The 15,418-nt window shown below is 74.1% G+C and carries 11 protein-coding genes; 8 read left to right on the top strand and 3 right to left on the bottom strand.

Going from position 1 to position 15,418, the window contains the following annotated elements; genetic code table 11:
* The first annotated feature begins 17 nt into the window (after positions 1–17).
* The 4 genes from AB0G63_RS11210 (at position 18) to AB0G63_RS11195 (ending at position 4,690) form a co-directional block, all read left to right on the top strand.
* On the top strand, positions 18–896 hold the full coding sequence (locus tag AB0G63_RS11210; protein WP_360747737.1) for a deoxyribose-phosphate aldolase: 879 nt from the start codon (positions 18–20) through the stop codon (positions 894–896).
* A gap of 160 nt (positions 897–1,056) precedes the next feature.
* Positions 1,057–1,947 (top strand): 5-deoxy-glucuronate isomerase, encoded by an 891-nt coding sequence (gene iolB / locus AB0G63_RS11205; protein ID WP_360747734.1) that lies wholly within the window; start codon positions 1,057–1,059, stop codon positions 1,945–1,947.
* Positions 1,947–3,833 carry a 3D-(3,5/4)-trihydroxycyclohexane-1,2-dione acylhydrolase (decyclizing) gene (gene iolD / locus AB0G63_RS11200; protein ID WP_360747731.1) on the top strand — a complete coding sequence of 629 codons (1,887 nt, stop codon included), beginning with the start codon at positions 1,947–1,949 and terminating at the stop codon, positions 3,831–3,833. The genes iolB and iolD overlap by 1 nt, the downstream gene beginning before the upstream one ends.
* Positions 3,834–3,904: 71 nt before the next feature.
* Entirely contained in the window at positions 3,905–4,690 is a 786-nt protein-coding gene (locus tag AB0G63_RS11195; protein ID WP_360747728.1) for a GntR family transcriptional regulator, read from the top strand.
* Between the two features lie 77 nt (positions 4,691–4,767).
* Here the strand turns inward: AB0G63_RS11195 and AB0G63_RS11190 are convergent, their stop codons facing one another.
* Together AB0G63_RS11190 and AB0G63_RS11185 are read right to left on the bottom strand one after the other, a co-directional pair.
* Positions 4,768–6,576, bottom strand: a complete 1,809-nt coding sequence (locus AB0G63_RS11190; RefSeq protein WP_360747725.1) for an ABC transporter ATP-binding protein — start codon at positions 6,574–6,576, stop codon at positions 4,768–4,770.
* Between the two features lie 163 nt (positions 6,577–6,739).
* The gene (locus AB0G63_RS11185) at positions 6,740–7,894 is read right to left on the bottom strand and encodes a Gfo/Idh/MocA family oxidoreductase (protein WP_360747722.1); all 1,155 of its coding nucleotides are present in this window, start codon (positions 7,892–7,894) and stop codon (positions 6,740–6,742) included.
* 131 nt (positions 7,895–8,025) lie between these two features.
* On the opposite strand from AB0G63_RS11185, the gene AB0G63_RS11180 reads away from it, so the two are divergent.
* The 3 genes from AB0G63_RS11180 (at position 8,026) to AB0G63_RS11170 (ending at position 10,953) form a co-directional block, all read left to right on the top strand.
* Complete coding sequence (locus tag AB0G63_RS11180; protein WP_360747719.1) at positions 8,026–9,033, top strand: LacI family DNA-binding transcriptional regulator; 1,008 nt, start codon at positions 8,026–8,028, stop codon at positions 9,031–9,033.
* A gap of 154 nt (positions 9,034–9,187) precedes the next feature.
* Positions 9,188–10,411, top strand: a complete 1,224-nt coding sequence (locus tag AB0G63_RS11175; RefSeq protein WP_360747716.1) for a hypothetical protein — start codon at positions 9,188–9,190, stop codon at positions 10,409–10,411.
* The gene (locus AB0G63_RS11170; protein WP_360747713.1) at positions 10,411–10,953 is read left to right on the top strand and encodes a hypothetical protein; all 543 of its coding nucleotides are present in this window, start codon (positions 10,411–10,413) and stop codon (positions 10,951–10,953) included. The genes AB0G63_RS11175 and AB0G63_RS11170 overlap by 1 nt, the downstream gene beginning before the upstream one ends.
* 23 nt (positions 10,954–10,976) lie before the next feature.
* On the opposite strand, the gene AB0G63_RS11165 is transcribed toward AB0G63_RS11170, so the two are convergent.
* Positions 10,977–13,124 (bottom strand): tetratricopeptide repeat protein, encoded by a 2,148-nt coding sequence (locus AB0G63_RS11165; RefSeq protein WP_360747710.1) that lies wholly within the window; start codon positions 13,122–13,124, stop codon positions 10,977–10,979.
* A gap of 282 nt (positions 13,125–13,406) precedes the next feature.
* Between AB0G63_RS11165 and AB0G63_RS11160 the strand changes: the two genes are divergently transcribed.
* On the top strand, positions 13,407–15,418 hold a 2,012-nt coding region (locus AB0G63_RS11160), incomplete at its 3' end, for a BTAD domain-containing putative transcriptional regulator (protein ID WP_360747707.1).

Genomic DNA, 15,418 nt, shown 5'->3' with positions numbered 1-15,418 from the left:
CGAACGGAGCTTTCGTCTTGACCATCAGCATCCCCGACCTCGTCTCGGTCAGGGCCCGGCACCCCGAGGCCGTCGCCGAGGCCGCCGCCCGCCGGGTGCGCCGGCCCCTGCTCGGCGACAGCGGCCGCCTCATGATCGTGGCCGCCGACCACCCGGCGCGCGGCGCCCTCGGCGTGGGCGACCGGCGCCTGGCCATGGCCAACCGGGCGGACCTGCTGGAGCGTCTCTGCACGGCGCTGTCCCGGCCCGGCGTCGACGGGGTGCTGGCCACCGCCGACATCCTGGAGGACCTCCTGCTGCTCGGCGTGCTGGAGAACAAGGTCGTCATGGGCTCCATGAACCGCGGCGGCCTGGCCGGCGCGGCCTTCGAGATGGACGACCGCTTCACCGGCCACCGCGCCGAGGACATCGCCCGGCTCCGCTTCGACGCCGGCAAGCTGCTGCTGCGCGTCGACTACGACGACCCGGGGTCGCTGACCACGCTGGAGTCGGCCGCCCGCGCCGTCGACGCGATGGCCGCGCACCGGCTCCCGCTGTTCGTGGAGCCCTTCGTCTCCCGCCGTGTCGAGGGCCGGGTGCGCAACGACCTGTCCGCCGAGGCCGTCACCCGGTCCATCGCCATCGCCTCGGGGCTGGGCGGCACCTCCGCCTACACCTGGCTGAAACTGCCCGTCACCGAGAACCCCGACGACATGGGCGAGGTGCTGGAGACGTCCACCCTGCCGGCCGTCCTGCTCGGCGGCGAGGTCGGCGACGACCAGGAAGGCGCCTACGAACGCTGGCGCAAGGCCCTGCGGCTGCCCACCGTCATGGGCATGGTCGTCGGCCGTTCGCTGCTGTACCCGGCCGAGGGCAGCGTGGAGAGCGCGGTCGACACGGCCGTGGGGCTGCTGTGAAGCGCCGTCGTGCGGTGCCCCGTGCCGGGACCTGTGCTGCGCCCCGTGCCGAGCGCCGTGCGATGCCCTGTGCCGCACCCCGTGCCACGGCCTGTGCTGCGCCCCGTGCCGGGACCTGTGCCGCGCCCGCCGATCCGCCCGTCGTGACCCGGAGGAACCGATGACGTATCACCTTCCCGCCGGAAAGGCCGGCAGCGGCCCGTACGCCGTGGACGTCACCCCCGAGAAGGCCGGCTGGGGCTACTCCAGCCTGCGCGTGCTCCGGCTGCCGCCGGGCGGCACGCACACCTTCGAGACGGGGGAGAGCGAGTGGATCGTGCTGCCGCTGTCCGGCGGCTGCACCGTCGCCGCCGACGACGACTTCGGCCACGACACCTTCGAACTCACCGGCCGCGACAGCGTGTTCACGGCCGTCAGCGACTTCGCCTACGTGCCGCGGGACGCCCGGGTGACCGTCTCGTCCCCCGGCGGCGGGCGGTTCGCGCTCACCGGGGCGCGCTGCACCCGCCGGCTGCCCGCCCGTTACGGGCCCGCCTCCTCGGTGCCCGTCGAACTGCGCGGGACCGGCAACAGCAGCCGCCAGGTCAACAACTTCGGCGCGGCCGGCGTCTTCGAGTGCGACAAGCTCATCGCGGTCGAGGTGATCACCCCGGGCGGCAACTGGTCGTCGTTCCCGCCGCACAAGCACGACGAGCACCGCCCCGGCGAGGAGTCGGTGCTCGAGGAGATCTACTACTTCGAGTTCGCCGCCCACGACGCCACCCCCGGCCTCGGCTACCAGCGGGTCTCGCCCTCCGGCCACGGCCGGGGCACCGACGTCCTGGCCGAGGTGCGCGACGGCGACGTCGTCCTCATCCCGGACGGCTGGCACGGGCCGTCGATGGCGGTGCCCGGCCACCACATGTACTACCTCAACGTCATGGCGGGTCCCGAAGCCGAGCGCGCCTGGCTGATCTGCGACCACCCCGATCACGCCTGGATCCGCGGCACCTGGCCGGACCAGCCCGTCGACCCCCGCCTCCCCCTCTACACGGCACCGGAGAAGTCCTGATGAGCACCCCCACCCGCCGCCTGACCGTCGCGCAGGCCCTGGTGCGCTTCCTGTCCGTCCAGTACACCGAGCGCGACGGCGTACGGCGCCGGCTGATCGCCGGCACCTGGGGCATCTTCGGGCACGGCAACGTGGCGGGCCTCGGGCAGGCCCTCCTGGAGGCGGGCATCGGACCGGACGCGGTGATGCCGTACCACCAGGGCCGCAACGAGCAGGCCATGGTGCACGCGGCCGTCGGTCACGCCCGGCAGCTCAACCGCCTGTCCGCGCAGGCCGTGACCACCTCCATCGGTCCCGGCGCCACCAACCTGGTCACCGGCGCCGCGCTGGCCACCGTCAACCGGCTGCCGGTCCTGCTGCTGCCCGGCGACTACTTCGCCACCCGCGCCGCCGATCCGCTGCTGCAGCAGCTGGAGCACCCCACCGAGGCCGACGTCTCCGTCAACGACACCCTGCGCCCGGTCTCCCGGTACTTCGACCGCGTCACCCGCCCCGAGGCGCTGATCCCCTCGGCGCTGAACGCCGTGCGCGTCCTCGCCGACCCGGCCGAGACCGGCGCGGTGACGCTGGCCCTGCCCCAGGACGTGCAGGCCGAGGCGTACGACTGGCCGGAGGAGTTCTTCGCCGAGCGCGTGTGGCACGTGCGGCGGCCCGCGCCGGACCCGGCCGAGCTCGCCGCGGCCGTCGACGCGATCCGCGCGGCGCGCCGCCCGCTGATCGTCGCGGGCGGCGGCGTCCACCACAGCGAGGCCGAGGAGGCGCTGAAGGCGCTCGTGGACGCCACCGGCATCCCCGTCGCCTCCACCCAGGCGGGCAAGGGCTCGCTGCGCCACGACCACCCCGCCGACCTCGGCGGCATCGGCCACACCGGCACGGCCGTCTGCGACGACATCGCCCGCACCGCCGACCTGGTGATCGGCGTCGGCACCCGGTACACGGACTTCACCACCGCCTCCGGCACCCTCTTCCAGGACCCGGACGTGCGGTTCGTCAACCTCAACATCGCCGCGTTCGACGCGCACAAGCTGGCCGCGCGGACGGTGGTGTGCGACGCGCGGGCCGGTCTGGAGCGGCTGACCGAGGCGCTCGCCGGGCACCGCGTCGACGCCGGCTACGAGGCCGGGTACCGGGCCGGCAAGGAGCGCTGGGAGCGGGTGGTGGAGGCCGCCTACCGCTCGGACGACGACAGCGCCGTGCCCACCCAGACGCAGGTGCTCGGCGCGCTGGACGCGGTCGTCGGCGACGACGACGTGGTGATCAACGCGGCCGGTTCGCTCCCCGGCGACCTGCACAAGCTGTGGCGGGCGCGCAGTCCGCGCCAGTACCACCTGGAGTACGGCTACTCGTGCATGGGTTACGAGATCCCGGCCGCGATCGGCGTCCAGCAGGCCGCGCCCGGCACCCCGGTGTGGGCGCTGGTCGGCGACGGCACCTACCTGATGATGCCGACCGAGATCGTCACGGCCGTGCAGGAGGGCCTGCCGGTCAACCTGCTGCTCATCCAGAACCACGGCTACGCCTCCATCGGCGGCCTGTCGGAGAGCGTCGGCGGCGAGCGCTTCGGCACCGCCTACCGCTACCGCGCCGCCGACGGCACCTTCACCGGCGACCCGCTCCCGGTCGACCTGGCCGCCAACGCGGGCAGCCTCGGCATGGACGTGCTGCGCGCCAGGACGGTCGGCGAGCTGCGCACGGCGCTCGCCGCGGCCCGCGCCTCCGACCGGCCGACGTGCGTGTACGTCGAGACCGGCACCGCCGGCCCGGCCGCTCCCCCGGCCGAGGCCTGGTGGGACGTGCCGGTCGCCGAGACCGCCTCCCGCGAGGCCGCGGTGCGGGCCCGCGAGGTGTACGACCGCCAGGTCGCCGACCGCCGCCGCCACCTCTGAACTCCCCGTTCGGATGAGGCCCTTCGGTTTCCCCTGCCACTCCTGACACACCATCACAGGGAGGTACGGCCATGGCGAGGACCAGTGGCTCCGCACGCGCCACGAACGCCGCCGCGCTCGAATCGCTGGACTTCGCCCTGGACCGGGGCAGTCCCGTGCCGCTGTACTACCAGCTCGCGCAGCAGCTGGAGGCGGCGATCGAGCACGGGGTCCTCGCCCCGGGCAACCTGCTGGGCAACGAGGTCGACCTGTCCGGCCGCCTGGGCCTGTCCCGGCCCACCGTCCGCCAGGCGATCCAGTCCCTGGTCGACAAGGGGCTGTTGGTGCGCCGCCGGGGCGTCGGCACCCAGGTGGTGCACAGCCAGGTCAAGCGCCCGCTGGAGCTCAGCAGCCTCTACGACGACCTGGAGGCGGCCGGGCAGGGGCCGACCACCGAGGTGCTGCGCCACGAGCACCAGCCGGCGTCCGCCGAGGTGGCGGCCGCGCTCGGTGTCGCGGAGGGCGGCGAGGTCGTCGTCCTGGAGCGGCTGCGCAGCACGCACGGCCATCCGGTGGCGTTCCTGTGCAACTACCTGCCCGCCTCCCTGCTCGAACTCGACACCGCTCGGCTGGAGTCGACGGGCCTGTACCGGCTGATGCGCACCGCGGGCATCACCCTGCACAGCGCCCGGCAGACCGTCGGCGCCCGCTGCGCCACCGCCGAGGAGGCCGCCCGTCTCGACGAGAAGGAGGGCGCCGCCCTGCTGACCATGCAGCGCACCGCGTACGACGACACCGGCCGGCCGGTCGAGTACGGGACGCACATCTACCGCGCCTCCCGGTACGCGTTCGACTTCCAGCTCCTGGTCAGACCGTGACGTCCGACTTCCCGCGCCTGGTCGGACCGTGACGTCCGACTTCCCGCGCCTGGTCGGACCGTGGCGGATGCGCCGGGTCAGACCGTGACGGAGGCGCCGGGGCTGTCGTCGAGGAAGCCGCCCGACTGGTGCTGCCACAGCCTCGCGTAGGCGCCGTCCCGCGCGAGCAGTTCCTGGTGGGTGCCCTGCTCCACGATCCGGCCGCGGTCCAGGACGACGAGCCGGTCCATGGCGGCGACCGTGCTGAGCCGGTGCGCCACCACGAGCGCCGTCCGCCCTTCCATCAGCCGCCACAGCGCCTCCTGGACCAGGACCTCGCTCTCCGAGTCCAGGGCGCTGGTCGCCTCGTCCAGCAGCAGGATCGGCGCGTCGCGCAGGATCGCCCTGGCGAGCGCGACGCGCTGGCGCTGGCCGCCGGACAGCTTGACGCCGCGTTCGCCGACCATGGTCTCCAGGCCCTCCGGCAGCGCGTCGGCGAACTCCGTGACGTGCGCCGCCTCGGCCGCGGCGCGGATCTCGGCGTCGGTGGCGTCCGGTCGGGCGAAGGCGATGTTCTCCCGCAGCGTGCGGTGGAACATCGCCGGTTCCTGCGGCACGTAGGCGATCAGGCCGCGCAGGTCGGCCTGGCGGAGCCGGCTGATGTCGCGGCCCCCGATCAGGATCCGGCCGGCGTCGATGTCCGTCATCCGCAGCAGCAGCCGGGTGAGGGTGGACTTGCCGCCGCCGGACCTGCCGACCAGGCCGATCCGCGCCCCGCCGGGTACATCCAGGTCCAGGCCCTCGAAGAGCGGTTCGGCGCCCGCGTGGGCGAAGGTGACGCGCTCGAAGCGGATGTCGGCGGCCCGGGTCGGCGGGGGCTGCGGCGACGGCGGGTCGAGGACGGTCGGCGGGGTGTGCAGCAGCTCGGTGAACTGCGCGGCCTCCGTCATGGCGCTCTCCAGGCGCCGGTAGATCTGGTTGAACTCGAACATGATCCGCGTCGCGTTGGTGTAGTAGGTGAAGGCGACCACGACCGCCTCCACGCTGTGGCCGCCCCCGCCGAGCGCGATCGCGAGCAGCAGGCCCAGCGCGTTGGTCAGCACGGACAGCGGCGCGACCAGGGTGTCGATGCGCAGGTTGCCGTAGTCCCACGACTTCAGCGTCAGGCGCCGGGAGTGCGCCACGCGGGAGCGGTGCTCGGCGGCCTCGCGTTCCTCTGCGGCGAACGCCCGGACGGTGTCCATGTTCATCAGGCTGTCGGCGACATGCCCTGACACCCGCGCGATCGCCTCCTCGCGCCGGCGCACCAGCGCCTGACGGCGCCGGATGAGGGGCGCCACGCACAGCGCCGTGACGGTGATCATCACCAGCAGCCCGACGACGAGCCACGGGTCGTAGCGCCACAACACCACCGACCCGAACACCAGCGGCACCAGGCTGCCCACGATCTGGAACGCGACGGTGTCGACGAACACCTCGAAGCGGGAGGCGAAGCTCAGCACCCGCTTGGTCAGCGACCCGGCGAAGTTGTCGTGGAAGAACGCGGCGTCCTTCGCGAACAGTTCGTCCATGCCGACCACGTACAGGTGCTCGATGCCGAGGGCGTCGAGGCGGTTGAGGCAGTGCAGGCCGACGCGCCACAGCGCCTCCGCGAGCAGCAGCACGCCGGCGAAGGCGAGGACGTAGGGCAGCGCCGCGTGGAGGGTGAGTCTCGCGCCGTCGGCGATGCGTCCGGCGAGCTTCGCGACGGCCAGCGGCGCGAGGTAGTTGATGCCGATGTTGCCGAGGGCCGGCAACAGCATCGCCGGCAGCGTGAGCCACCTCAGCCGGGTCAGCTCCCGTCCGTAGTACCGCAGTGCGAGCAGCACCGAGCCCCTGCCCGGCGCTTGTGATTCAGCCGATCCCATGACCACCCCGAGACGTCGTACGGCAGCCCGCCACGTGCCGCCGCAAGGCCTCGAAGTGTCCCGCGGGCCCGCTGACGCGGTCCATGCGTTTTTCTCGGCCGACGTGGCCTGTCCCGCACCCGCCCGTACGCCCTTGACCTGGGGTTTCCGGGGTCTCGTGGGCTCAGTCCAGAGTGACCCAGGTCCCCCGTTCGGCGGAGCGCGTCATGGCGTCGAGTGCCACCGCGCTCGCGACCGCGTCGTCCAGTGTCGCCCCGTGTGCGCCGCCCTCGGCGATGGAGCGCAGGAAGTGGCGGGCCTCCACGACCTTGAGGTCGTCGTAGCCCATGGCGTTGGCCGAGCCGGGCTGGAACGCGGCGTACTCGCCGTCGCCCGGGCCGACGTAGCGGGTGGTGACGGGCTGGTCCTGGTAGTCGGTGCCGCGGCTGACGCCGAGTTCGCCCATGCGGCGGAAGTCCCAGAAGAGGGCTCCGGTGGTGCCGTGGATCTCGAAGCCGTAGTTGTTCTGCTCGCCGACGGAGACCCGGCACGCCTCCAGGACGCCGCGGGCGCCGGAGGCGAAGCGCAGCAGGCAGCTGACGTAGTCGTCGTTCTCGACCGGGCCGAGCTCGCCGCCGGCCGCCCTGGTGTGCCCGGCGGTGGCGCCGGCCGGTCGGGCCCGCTCGGGGACGAAGACGGCCGTGTCGGCGGTCAGGGACGCGATGTCGCCGAGCAGGTACCGGGCCAGGTCCACGCCGTGCGAGGCGAGGTCGCCCAGCACTCCGCTGCCGCCGCGCCGGCGCTCGTAGCGCCAGGTGAGGGCGCCGTCGGGGTGGGCGGCGTAGTCACTGAACAGCCGGATGCGCACATGGGTGACGGCGCCGATCCCGCCGGCGGCGATCAACTCGCGGGCCGCCTCGACGGCGGGCGCGTTGCGGTAGTTGAAGCCGACCGTGCCGTGCACGCCCGCCGCGGCGGCGGCGCCGGCGACGGCGCGGGCGTCCTCGGCGGTCAGGCCCACCGGCTTCTCGATCCAGATGTGCTTGCCCGCCTCGGCCATCGCCACGCCGATCTCGCGGTGCAGGAAGTTGGGGGCGGTGATGCTCACCGCCGCCACCCGCGGATCGGCGGCGATCTCGCGCCAGTCGCGGTGCGCGGACGCGAAGCCGTAGCGCCGCGCGGCCTCCTCGGCGCGGCCGGGCACCTCGTCGGCGACGGCGACCAGTTCCGGCCGCAGCGGCAGCTCGGGGAAGTGGTGCGGCAGGCGGCTGTACGCCTGCGTGTGCACCCGCCCCATCCAGCCGAACCCCACGACGGCGACGCCGAGCGTATTCACCATGACAGCCCTTCTTTGGACCGATCCAAAAGCTTGGAATCACCATGGTTGGCGCTTCCGTGAGATGTCAAGCGCCTGTGGGTGGGGCGTCAGGGGCTTTACAGCACGACGCTGCCTATGGAACGGTCCACACCATGACCGCTCCGACCATCCGTGACGTCGCCGCGCGGGCCGGCGTCTCCAAGTCCCTGGTCTCGCTCGTGCTGCGCGGCGCCAAAGGCGTGCGGCCGGAGAAGCGGGCGGCGGTGCTCGCCGCGGTCGAGGAGCTCGGCTACCGGCCCAACGCGGCCGCGCGCAGCCTCAGCGAGCGGCGCACCCGCACCGTCGGCGTGCTCCTGAACGACCTGCGCAACCCCTGGTTCGTGGAACTGCTGGACGGCCTGAACTCCCGCCTGTACGACAGCGGCCTGCACACGCTGCTGGCCGACGGCCACCTCAACCGGCGCCTCGGGGAGGACCTCACCCGGACCTTCGCCGAACTGCGCGTCGACGGCCTGGTCGCGGTCGGTACCCTGCACGACCCGGGGGCGCTGCGCGTCGCCGCGGGGCGGGTCCCCACCGTCGTGGCCGGCACCCGCGAACCGGTGCTGCCCGGCGTGGACCTGATCGCGGGCGACGACGAGCTCGGTGCCCGCCTGGCCACCGAGCACCTGATCGCCCTCGGCCACCGGCACATCGCCCACATCGCCGGCCGGGGCGCGGTCGGCGACCTGCGCCGCCGCAGCTTCGTGGCCACCATGCGCGAGCACGGGCTGGCCGCCACGGCGGTCGTGGAGCAGGGCGACCTCACCGAGGAGGGCGGCTACCGGGCCACCGTCCGGCTGCTGAGCCGCACGCGGCGGCCCACCGCCGTGTTCGCGGTGAACGACATGGCCTGCGTCGGCGCCCTGTCCGCCGCCGAGGAGAGCGGCCTGCGGGTCCCCCGCGACCTCTCCCTCGTCGGGTACGACAACACCTACCTCTCCCGCCTGCGGCACCTGTGGCTGACCACCGTCGACAACGCCGGCCACGAGGTGGGCCGACGGGCCGCCCAGCGCCTCCTGGAGCGCATCGACGCCCCGGACCGCCCCGCACGGGTCGACCTCGCCACACCGGCGCTGGAGGTCCGCGGCACCACGGCCGCACCGGCGAGCTCCGCCTGACGAGGGCTGCCGCGGCCGTGGGACCCAGCGGTCGGCACGCCGAGCGGCCCGCTGCAAGGTTTCCGCAAGGTCCCGGCAGGTCTTCCGTCCACCGGCGGGGGCAGAGGCTCGCCGAACGGGCCGAGCCGGGCCCGCACGGACAACGGGGGACATCATGTCGGCATTGCGGAAAGGCACGGAGGCGTCGGCCGAGGGCCGCGAGTGGCTGACGCTCGTCGAGCGCAAGACGGTGCTGGTCGTCGTACACACCCTCACCTACGGAAAGCGGCTGGTAGACGTCCTGTCGCTGCTGGAGGCGGACTTCCGGGTGCAGGTGGTGTTCACCGCCCCGCCGCACGTCTTCGGGGACGAGGTGCCGCGCTTCCTGCAGCTGCTGGGCGGCGCGGTGCTGCCCTGGGACGAGGCCGTGCGGATGACGTTCGACCTGGCCCTGGCGGCCGGGCCGCGCGGCGTCGAGCGGATCTCCGCCCCGCTGATCACGCTGCCGCACGGCGCCGGATATCTCAAGCGTCTGGACTCGGGGCCGCACACCGGTGTGGCCGGGCTGCGTCGGCAGGACCTCGCCCCCGGGGGCCGGCTGCCCGCCGCCGTCGTGGTGCCCCACCACGCCGAACTGGCCGTCCTGGCACGGCACTGCCCGGAGGCGCTCCCGCTCGCCCACGTCGTCGGGGACCCGGTGCACGACCGGATCGCGGCGAGCCTGCCGCTGCGCGCGGACTACCGCCGGGCCCTGGGCCTCGCGGACGACGAGAAACTGGTGGTCGTGGTCTCGACGTGGGGCACTCGCTCGTCCTTCGGCCGACTCGACGCCCTGCTGCCGCGGCTCGTGGCGGAACTGCCCCCCGGCCGGTTCCGGTGCGTCGTCCTGGTTCATCCCAACGTGTGGTCGGGGCACGGTCCCTGGCAGGTCAGGGCGTGGCTGGCGCGCTGCGCCGGGCGGGGTGTCACGCTCGTGCCCCCGGAGGCGGACTGGCGCAGTGTCCTGATCGCGGCGGACTGGATCATCGGCGACCACGGTTCGGTGACGCTGTACGGCACGCTCACCGGCGCGCCCATCCTGCTGGCGAGCGCGCCGGAGCGGGAGATCAACCCCGCCTCGCCCGCCGCCGCGCTCGCCGTGACCGCGCCGTTCCTGTCCCCCGCCCATCCGCTCCTCGGCCAGCTGCACTACGCGGCTGACGAATACCGCCGGGAGGAGTACGCGGCGATCGCGGCGCGCATCACCTCGGAGCCCGGCCGCTTCAACCGCAACATGCGGCGGCTCATGTACCGCCTGCTGTGCCTGGGCCGGCCCGCTCACGAGCCGGAGACGGCCGCCCTGCCGGAGCCGCCGTCACTGACGGCGTGGGCGCGCGGACACCGGGAGGTTCCGGCGTGATGCGTATCGTCTCGGTCCGTCTGGAGACGCCGCGGCGGCACGCCGGGATCGTCCGCCAGGACGCCGTGCCGGACCTGTGGCTCCGCGTGCGGTCGTCCGGGAAGCACTACGACCTGCTGGCCCGCGTCGGCCGCACGGCGCCGGCTGCCGACGGCCCGTCGGACGCCACGGACGCCACGGACGCCACGGACGCCACGGACGCCACGGACGAGCACGTCGCCGCGGAGGCCGCGCTCCGTCCCGGGAGCCGGTGGCCCGCCGTCTGTGCCGACGTGCTGCATGACCGGCACCCGCGCGCGTTCGCCGACGCGGCACGCCGGCTGGACGACATCGCGGCCGCTCATCCGGGATGCCGGCTGGTGGCGGCGCCGCTGGCCGCGGGCGGCTGGGCGGTGGCCGGGGGGAGGACCCGGACGGCGGTGCCGCTGGCCCACCGGGTGCGGCCCGACCAGCCGCTGCTCGCGTCCTGTCTGCACGCCTGGCTGGCGACGGGACACACGCTGGGGTCGATCCAGGACATCCGGGTGCTGCACGGCACATGAGGAGGCGGTGCCTGCGAGGGCGCCTACGAACCCCGCATCCGGCGTGCGTCCGCCGGGCTCGTGGTCTCGTACAGGGCGAGGGCCCGGCGGTGGAAGTCGTCGGCGGCCGGGTCCTCGCCCCGTTCACGCGCGGTGTCGCCGAGCATCTCCAGGGTGCGGGCCTGCCAGTGGACGGCTCCGGAGGCCGTGAACACCGCCAGCGCCTGCGCCAGTTGCGCGGTTCCCGTCTCGTGGTCGCCGGTCCGGGCGCGGGCCCGGCCGAGGAAGGCGAGGGCGCGGGCCGCGTCATGCGGGTCGGACACGGCGAGGAGCTCGGTCCGGGCCCGGGCGAAGCAGGCGACGGCCCGCTCGGGATCGCGCCGGGCGAGGGCGACCTCGCCGAGCACGACTCGGGCGAGGGCGACTCCGCGCCGGTAGCCGCACTCCTCCCAGGTCGTCACCGCGCGGTTCAGGTACGGCACGGCTTCCGCGTAACGTCCCGCCTCGTAGTGGCAGCCGCCGAGGCCGAGCAGTGCCTGCCCCTCGTCCCGCGCGTCACCGGCCTCCTGGGCAGCACGCAGGGAGGCCGTGTACCACTCGGCGGCGTCGTCCAGCCGGCGGGCGGCGCTCAGACCGATGGCCCCGGAGTTGAGCATCTGCCGTTCGGCCTCGCGGTGTCCGTCCCTGCGGGCGGCTTCCAGGCCGATGCGGTGGGCCTCGATCCACAGGTCGTAGTGGCGCAGCCGGAGAAACAACGGCCACATGGCGTCCACGAGTTGCCAGGCCGTGGCGTGCCAGTCACGCTCGGCCGCCAGGCGCAGGACCGCCATGAGGTGGGCGCGCCGGTCGTCCAGCCAGCGCAGCGCCCCGGCCTCGTCCGTGAAGGGGACGGTCAGCCGGGACGGGTGGGCGTAGTCCCGGGGGAGGGTCAACTGGGCCGGTGTGATGCGGCGTTGCGCCTCGGTGGCGGTCTTCAGATACCAGTCGGCGACCCGCCGGAGCACGCGCTCGCGGTCTGCTTCGGTGTCGGTCGCCGTCGCCCGGTCGTGGGCGTGGACGCGGACCAGGTCGTGGAAGCGCACCGTGTCCGGGCCGATCTCCTCGAGCACATTGGCCTCGACGAGTTCGTCCAGCCGGTGTTCCGCCCACTCCAGGGACTCCGCGCAGGCCGCGGCGACCGTCCGGACGTCGAAGTCGGGCAGGGGCAGCAGGCCGAGCGCCCGGTACGTCCGGGCCGCCTCGGGGCCCAGCACCGCGTACGACGCGTCCAGGGCCTTGCGCACGGTGGCTTCCCCTTCGACTTCCAGCGCGGCCAGGCGGCCGGCGTCGGGCGTGAGCGCGTCCGCGAGTGCGGCGACCGGCTGTCTCGGGCGGGCGGCGAGCCGGGCGGAGGCGAGACACACGGCGAGGGGCAGGCCCGCGCAGAGATCGACGACCTGCCGGACGGCGGGCAGTTGATCCGATACGCGGTCCTCGCCCGCGCCTCGGATGAACAACTCCATTCCCGCGTCGGGCCCGAGCGCCCGCAGCCGGTGGAACTCCGCCCCGTCCAGCCGCAGTCCGGTCAGTCGGTGCCGGCTGGTCACCACGACCAGGCCACCGGGTCCGCCGGGCAACAACGGCCGGATCTGCGCCGCGGAGAAGGCGTTGTCCAGCATGACCGCCATCCGCAGGTCCGTGGTGACGGAACGCCACAACGACGCCGCTTCGGCCAGTTCCACCGGCACGGCCCAGGCGCCGAGCGACCGCAGGAACCGCCCGAGCACGTCACCGGGGTCCGCCGGCCCGTCCGCCGGTCCGTCGGCCGGTCCGTGCGCCACGTGTCCGCGCAGGTCGGCGTACAACTGCCCGTCGGGGAAGTCGGACCGGTGCCGTCGCAGCCATCGCGAGACCAGGGTGGTCTTGCCGATGCCGGCCGGGCCGTTGACCACGATCAGCGGCTGGGTGGAGCCGGCGTCCGCATGTCGAGCGAGGAGCCGGTCCAGGGCGGCCAGTTCGTCCTGGCGGTCGGTGAAGTGTGCCGGTACGGGCAGCAGTTGGCGCGGCGTCGGCGGAGGCGGAGGCGGGGCGCTCTCGATCCGGACGCCGCCGTGGATGTCGCGGGCCTGGACGGTGGGTCCGTTGAACCGGGCCGATCCGCCGATGGAATTGCGGCTCCGGCTCGCTCCGCCGTCCTGCCCCGCCGCGCTCATGGTGTCCGCCCCCCGGCCGGTCGCCCGTTCCCTCGGTCCAGTCGGTCCTACCCGCGCCGCACCCCGGACGATGCGGACCGCGCGGGCCCGCCGCGCGGCAGAGCCACCTTTCGGCCAGCACGCGGCCGCACCTGGAAACACCCTCCGCTCCCTGTCATGCTCGTCGCTCCATGACATGCCCGATTCCCTCTGCACAGTTCGTCGACGTGGTCGGACCAGCGGGAGGCACTGATGGATTTCCAGCTACTGGGCCCGGTGGGGCTCCGGGTGCACGGTCGGCGGGTGGAACTCGGATCGGACAAGGAGCGCGCCCTGCTGGCCCTGCTGGCGTTGGACGTGGGCCGGCCCGTGGCGCTGGACGTGCTCGTGGACCGGCTCTGGGACGGTGAACCTCCGGCGCGTGCCCGCGAGAGCGTGCACAGCTATGTCTCGCGGCTGCGCAGGCGGCTGCGGCCGGCCGGCCCGTCGCCCGGCCCCGCGCCCCGCATCGTCAGCCGGGCCCACACCTACACGCTGGAGGCCGACCGCGAACACGTCGACTGGCACCGGTTCCGGCATCTGGTGACCCGGGCCGGCGTCCTCGCCGCGAGCGGTGACGACGAACGGACGGCCGCCGTGCTGGAGCGCGCCGAACGCCTGTGGCGGGGCGAGGCCCTGGCGGGGCTGCCCGGCCAGTGGCCCGGGACCGTGCGCCGGACGCTGGCGGAACGGCGGCTGGCCGCCACCGTCTCCCGGATCGCGGCCGCCCTGCGGCTGGGCCGGTTCGCGGAGGTGACCGCGGAGCTGCGCGCGCTCGTCGACCGGCATCCGGGCGACGAGACCCTGGCGGGCCAGCTGATGCTGGCGTACTACGGCGGCAACCGCTACACCGACGCGCTGCGGGTGCACCAGGAGACCCGCCAGCTGCTGATGACGCAGTACGGCTCCCGTCCCGGTGCCGAGCTGAACCGCATCCACCGCGGCATTCTCGACCGCTCCCCGGTCGCCGACCTGGTCCGGGGCAGACAACCACCCTCGCCCCAGCAGACCGCGCCCCCGGCCCCGCCTGTTCCTGTTCCTGTTCCTGTTCCTGCGCCTGTCCTTTTGCCTCCGTCCGCTCCGAGGAACCTGCCGCACCAGCCGCCGCTGGTCGGCCGCCGGGCGGAACTGCGGGCACTGAGCGCCGCGGTCGAGGCCGCGGCCGAGGACGGCTCGGTGATCAGCCTGGAGTGCGTCAGCACCATCAGCGGCATGGCCGGGATCGGCAAGACCGCCGTGGCCGTGCACGGCGCGCACCGGCTGGCGGAACGGTTCCCCGACGCCCAGCTGTACCTGGACCTGCGCGGCCACTCCCCGGCCGGCGATCCGCTGGGGCCCGGGGCCGCCCTGGCCACGCTGCTCAGACTGCTGGGCGCCCCGGCGGAGACCATCCCCGTCGAGCTGGAGGGTCGTACCGCGCTGTGGCGGACCATGCTGGCCGGGCGCCGGGCGGTGATCGTCCTCGACGACGCGGTGAGCGCCGCGCAGATCCGCCCGCTGCTGCCGGGCGGCTCGCCCTCGTTGACGATCATCACCAGCCGACGCCACCTGCCCGGTCTGCCGCACGCCCGGCACATCCCGCTGGACGTGCTGCCGAACGACGACGCCATCGCCCTGTTCCGCGCGTTCGCCGGCCGAGAACGCACCCAGGACGCCGGGCAGACCGCCCTGATCGTGCGATTATGCGGCCGTCTCCCGCTCGCCATCGAGCTGGTGGCGGGCCGTTTCCGCGCCCATCCGGCCTGGACGCTCACCACCCTCGCCGACCGCCTGACCCGCGCGGAGGGCAGGCTGGGCGAGATCCGGGACACGGAGAAGGAGATGGTCCGCGCCTTCGACCTGACGTACCAGACCCTCACGGAGGAGCAGCGCGCCGCGTTCCGCCGGCTCAGCCTGCACCCCGGCCCGGACCTCACGACGGAGTCGGCGGCCGCCGCACTGGGCCTCGGCCCCACCGCCGCGGAACGGATGCTGGAGTCGCTGCTGGCCTGCCATCTGCTGCGCGAACCGGTTCCGGACCGGTACCAGTTCCACGACCTGCTGCGGGAGTACGGCCACTCCAGGTCCCGCGCCGACGACACCGACCGGGAGCGCGCCGACGTCCTGCGGCGGCTGCTGGACTTCTACGTCGACGCCGCCGACCGTGCCGACCGCGTCGCCTACCCCCGCCGTACCAGGACCGCCCCGCCGCGAGACCGCGTCGGCGTCCGGCCGCCGCTCCGGTGGCGGCGCAGTGCCGTGGTCTCCCTCGCCGTGCCGGCCCGGACCCGTGTCGA

Source organism: Streptomyces sp. NPDC020996 (assembly GCF_040641355.1).
Classification (GTDB): Bacteria; Actinomycetota; Actinomycetes; order Streptomycetales; family Streptomycetaceae; genus Streptomyces.
This window is presented reverse-complemented; position numbering and strand designations above follow the sequence as displayed.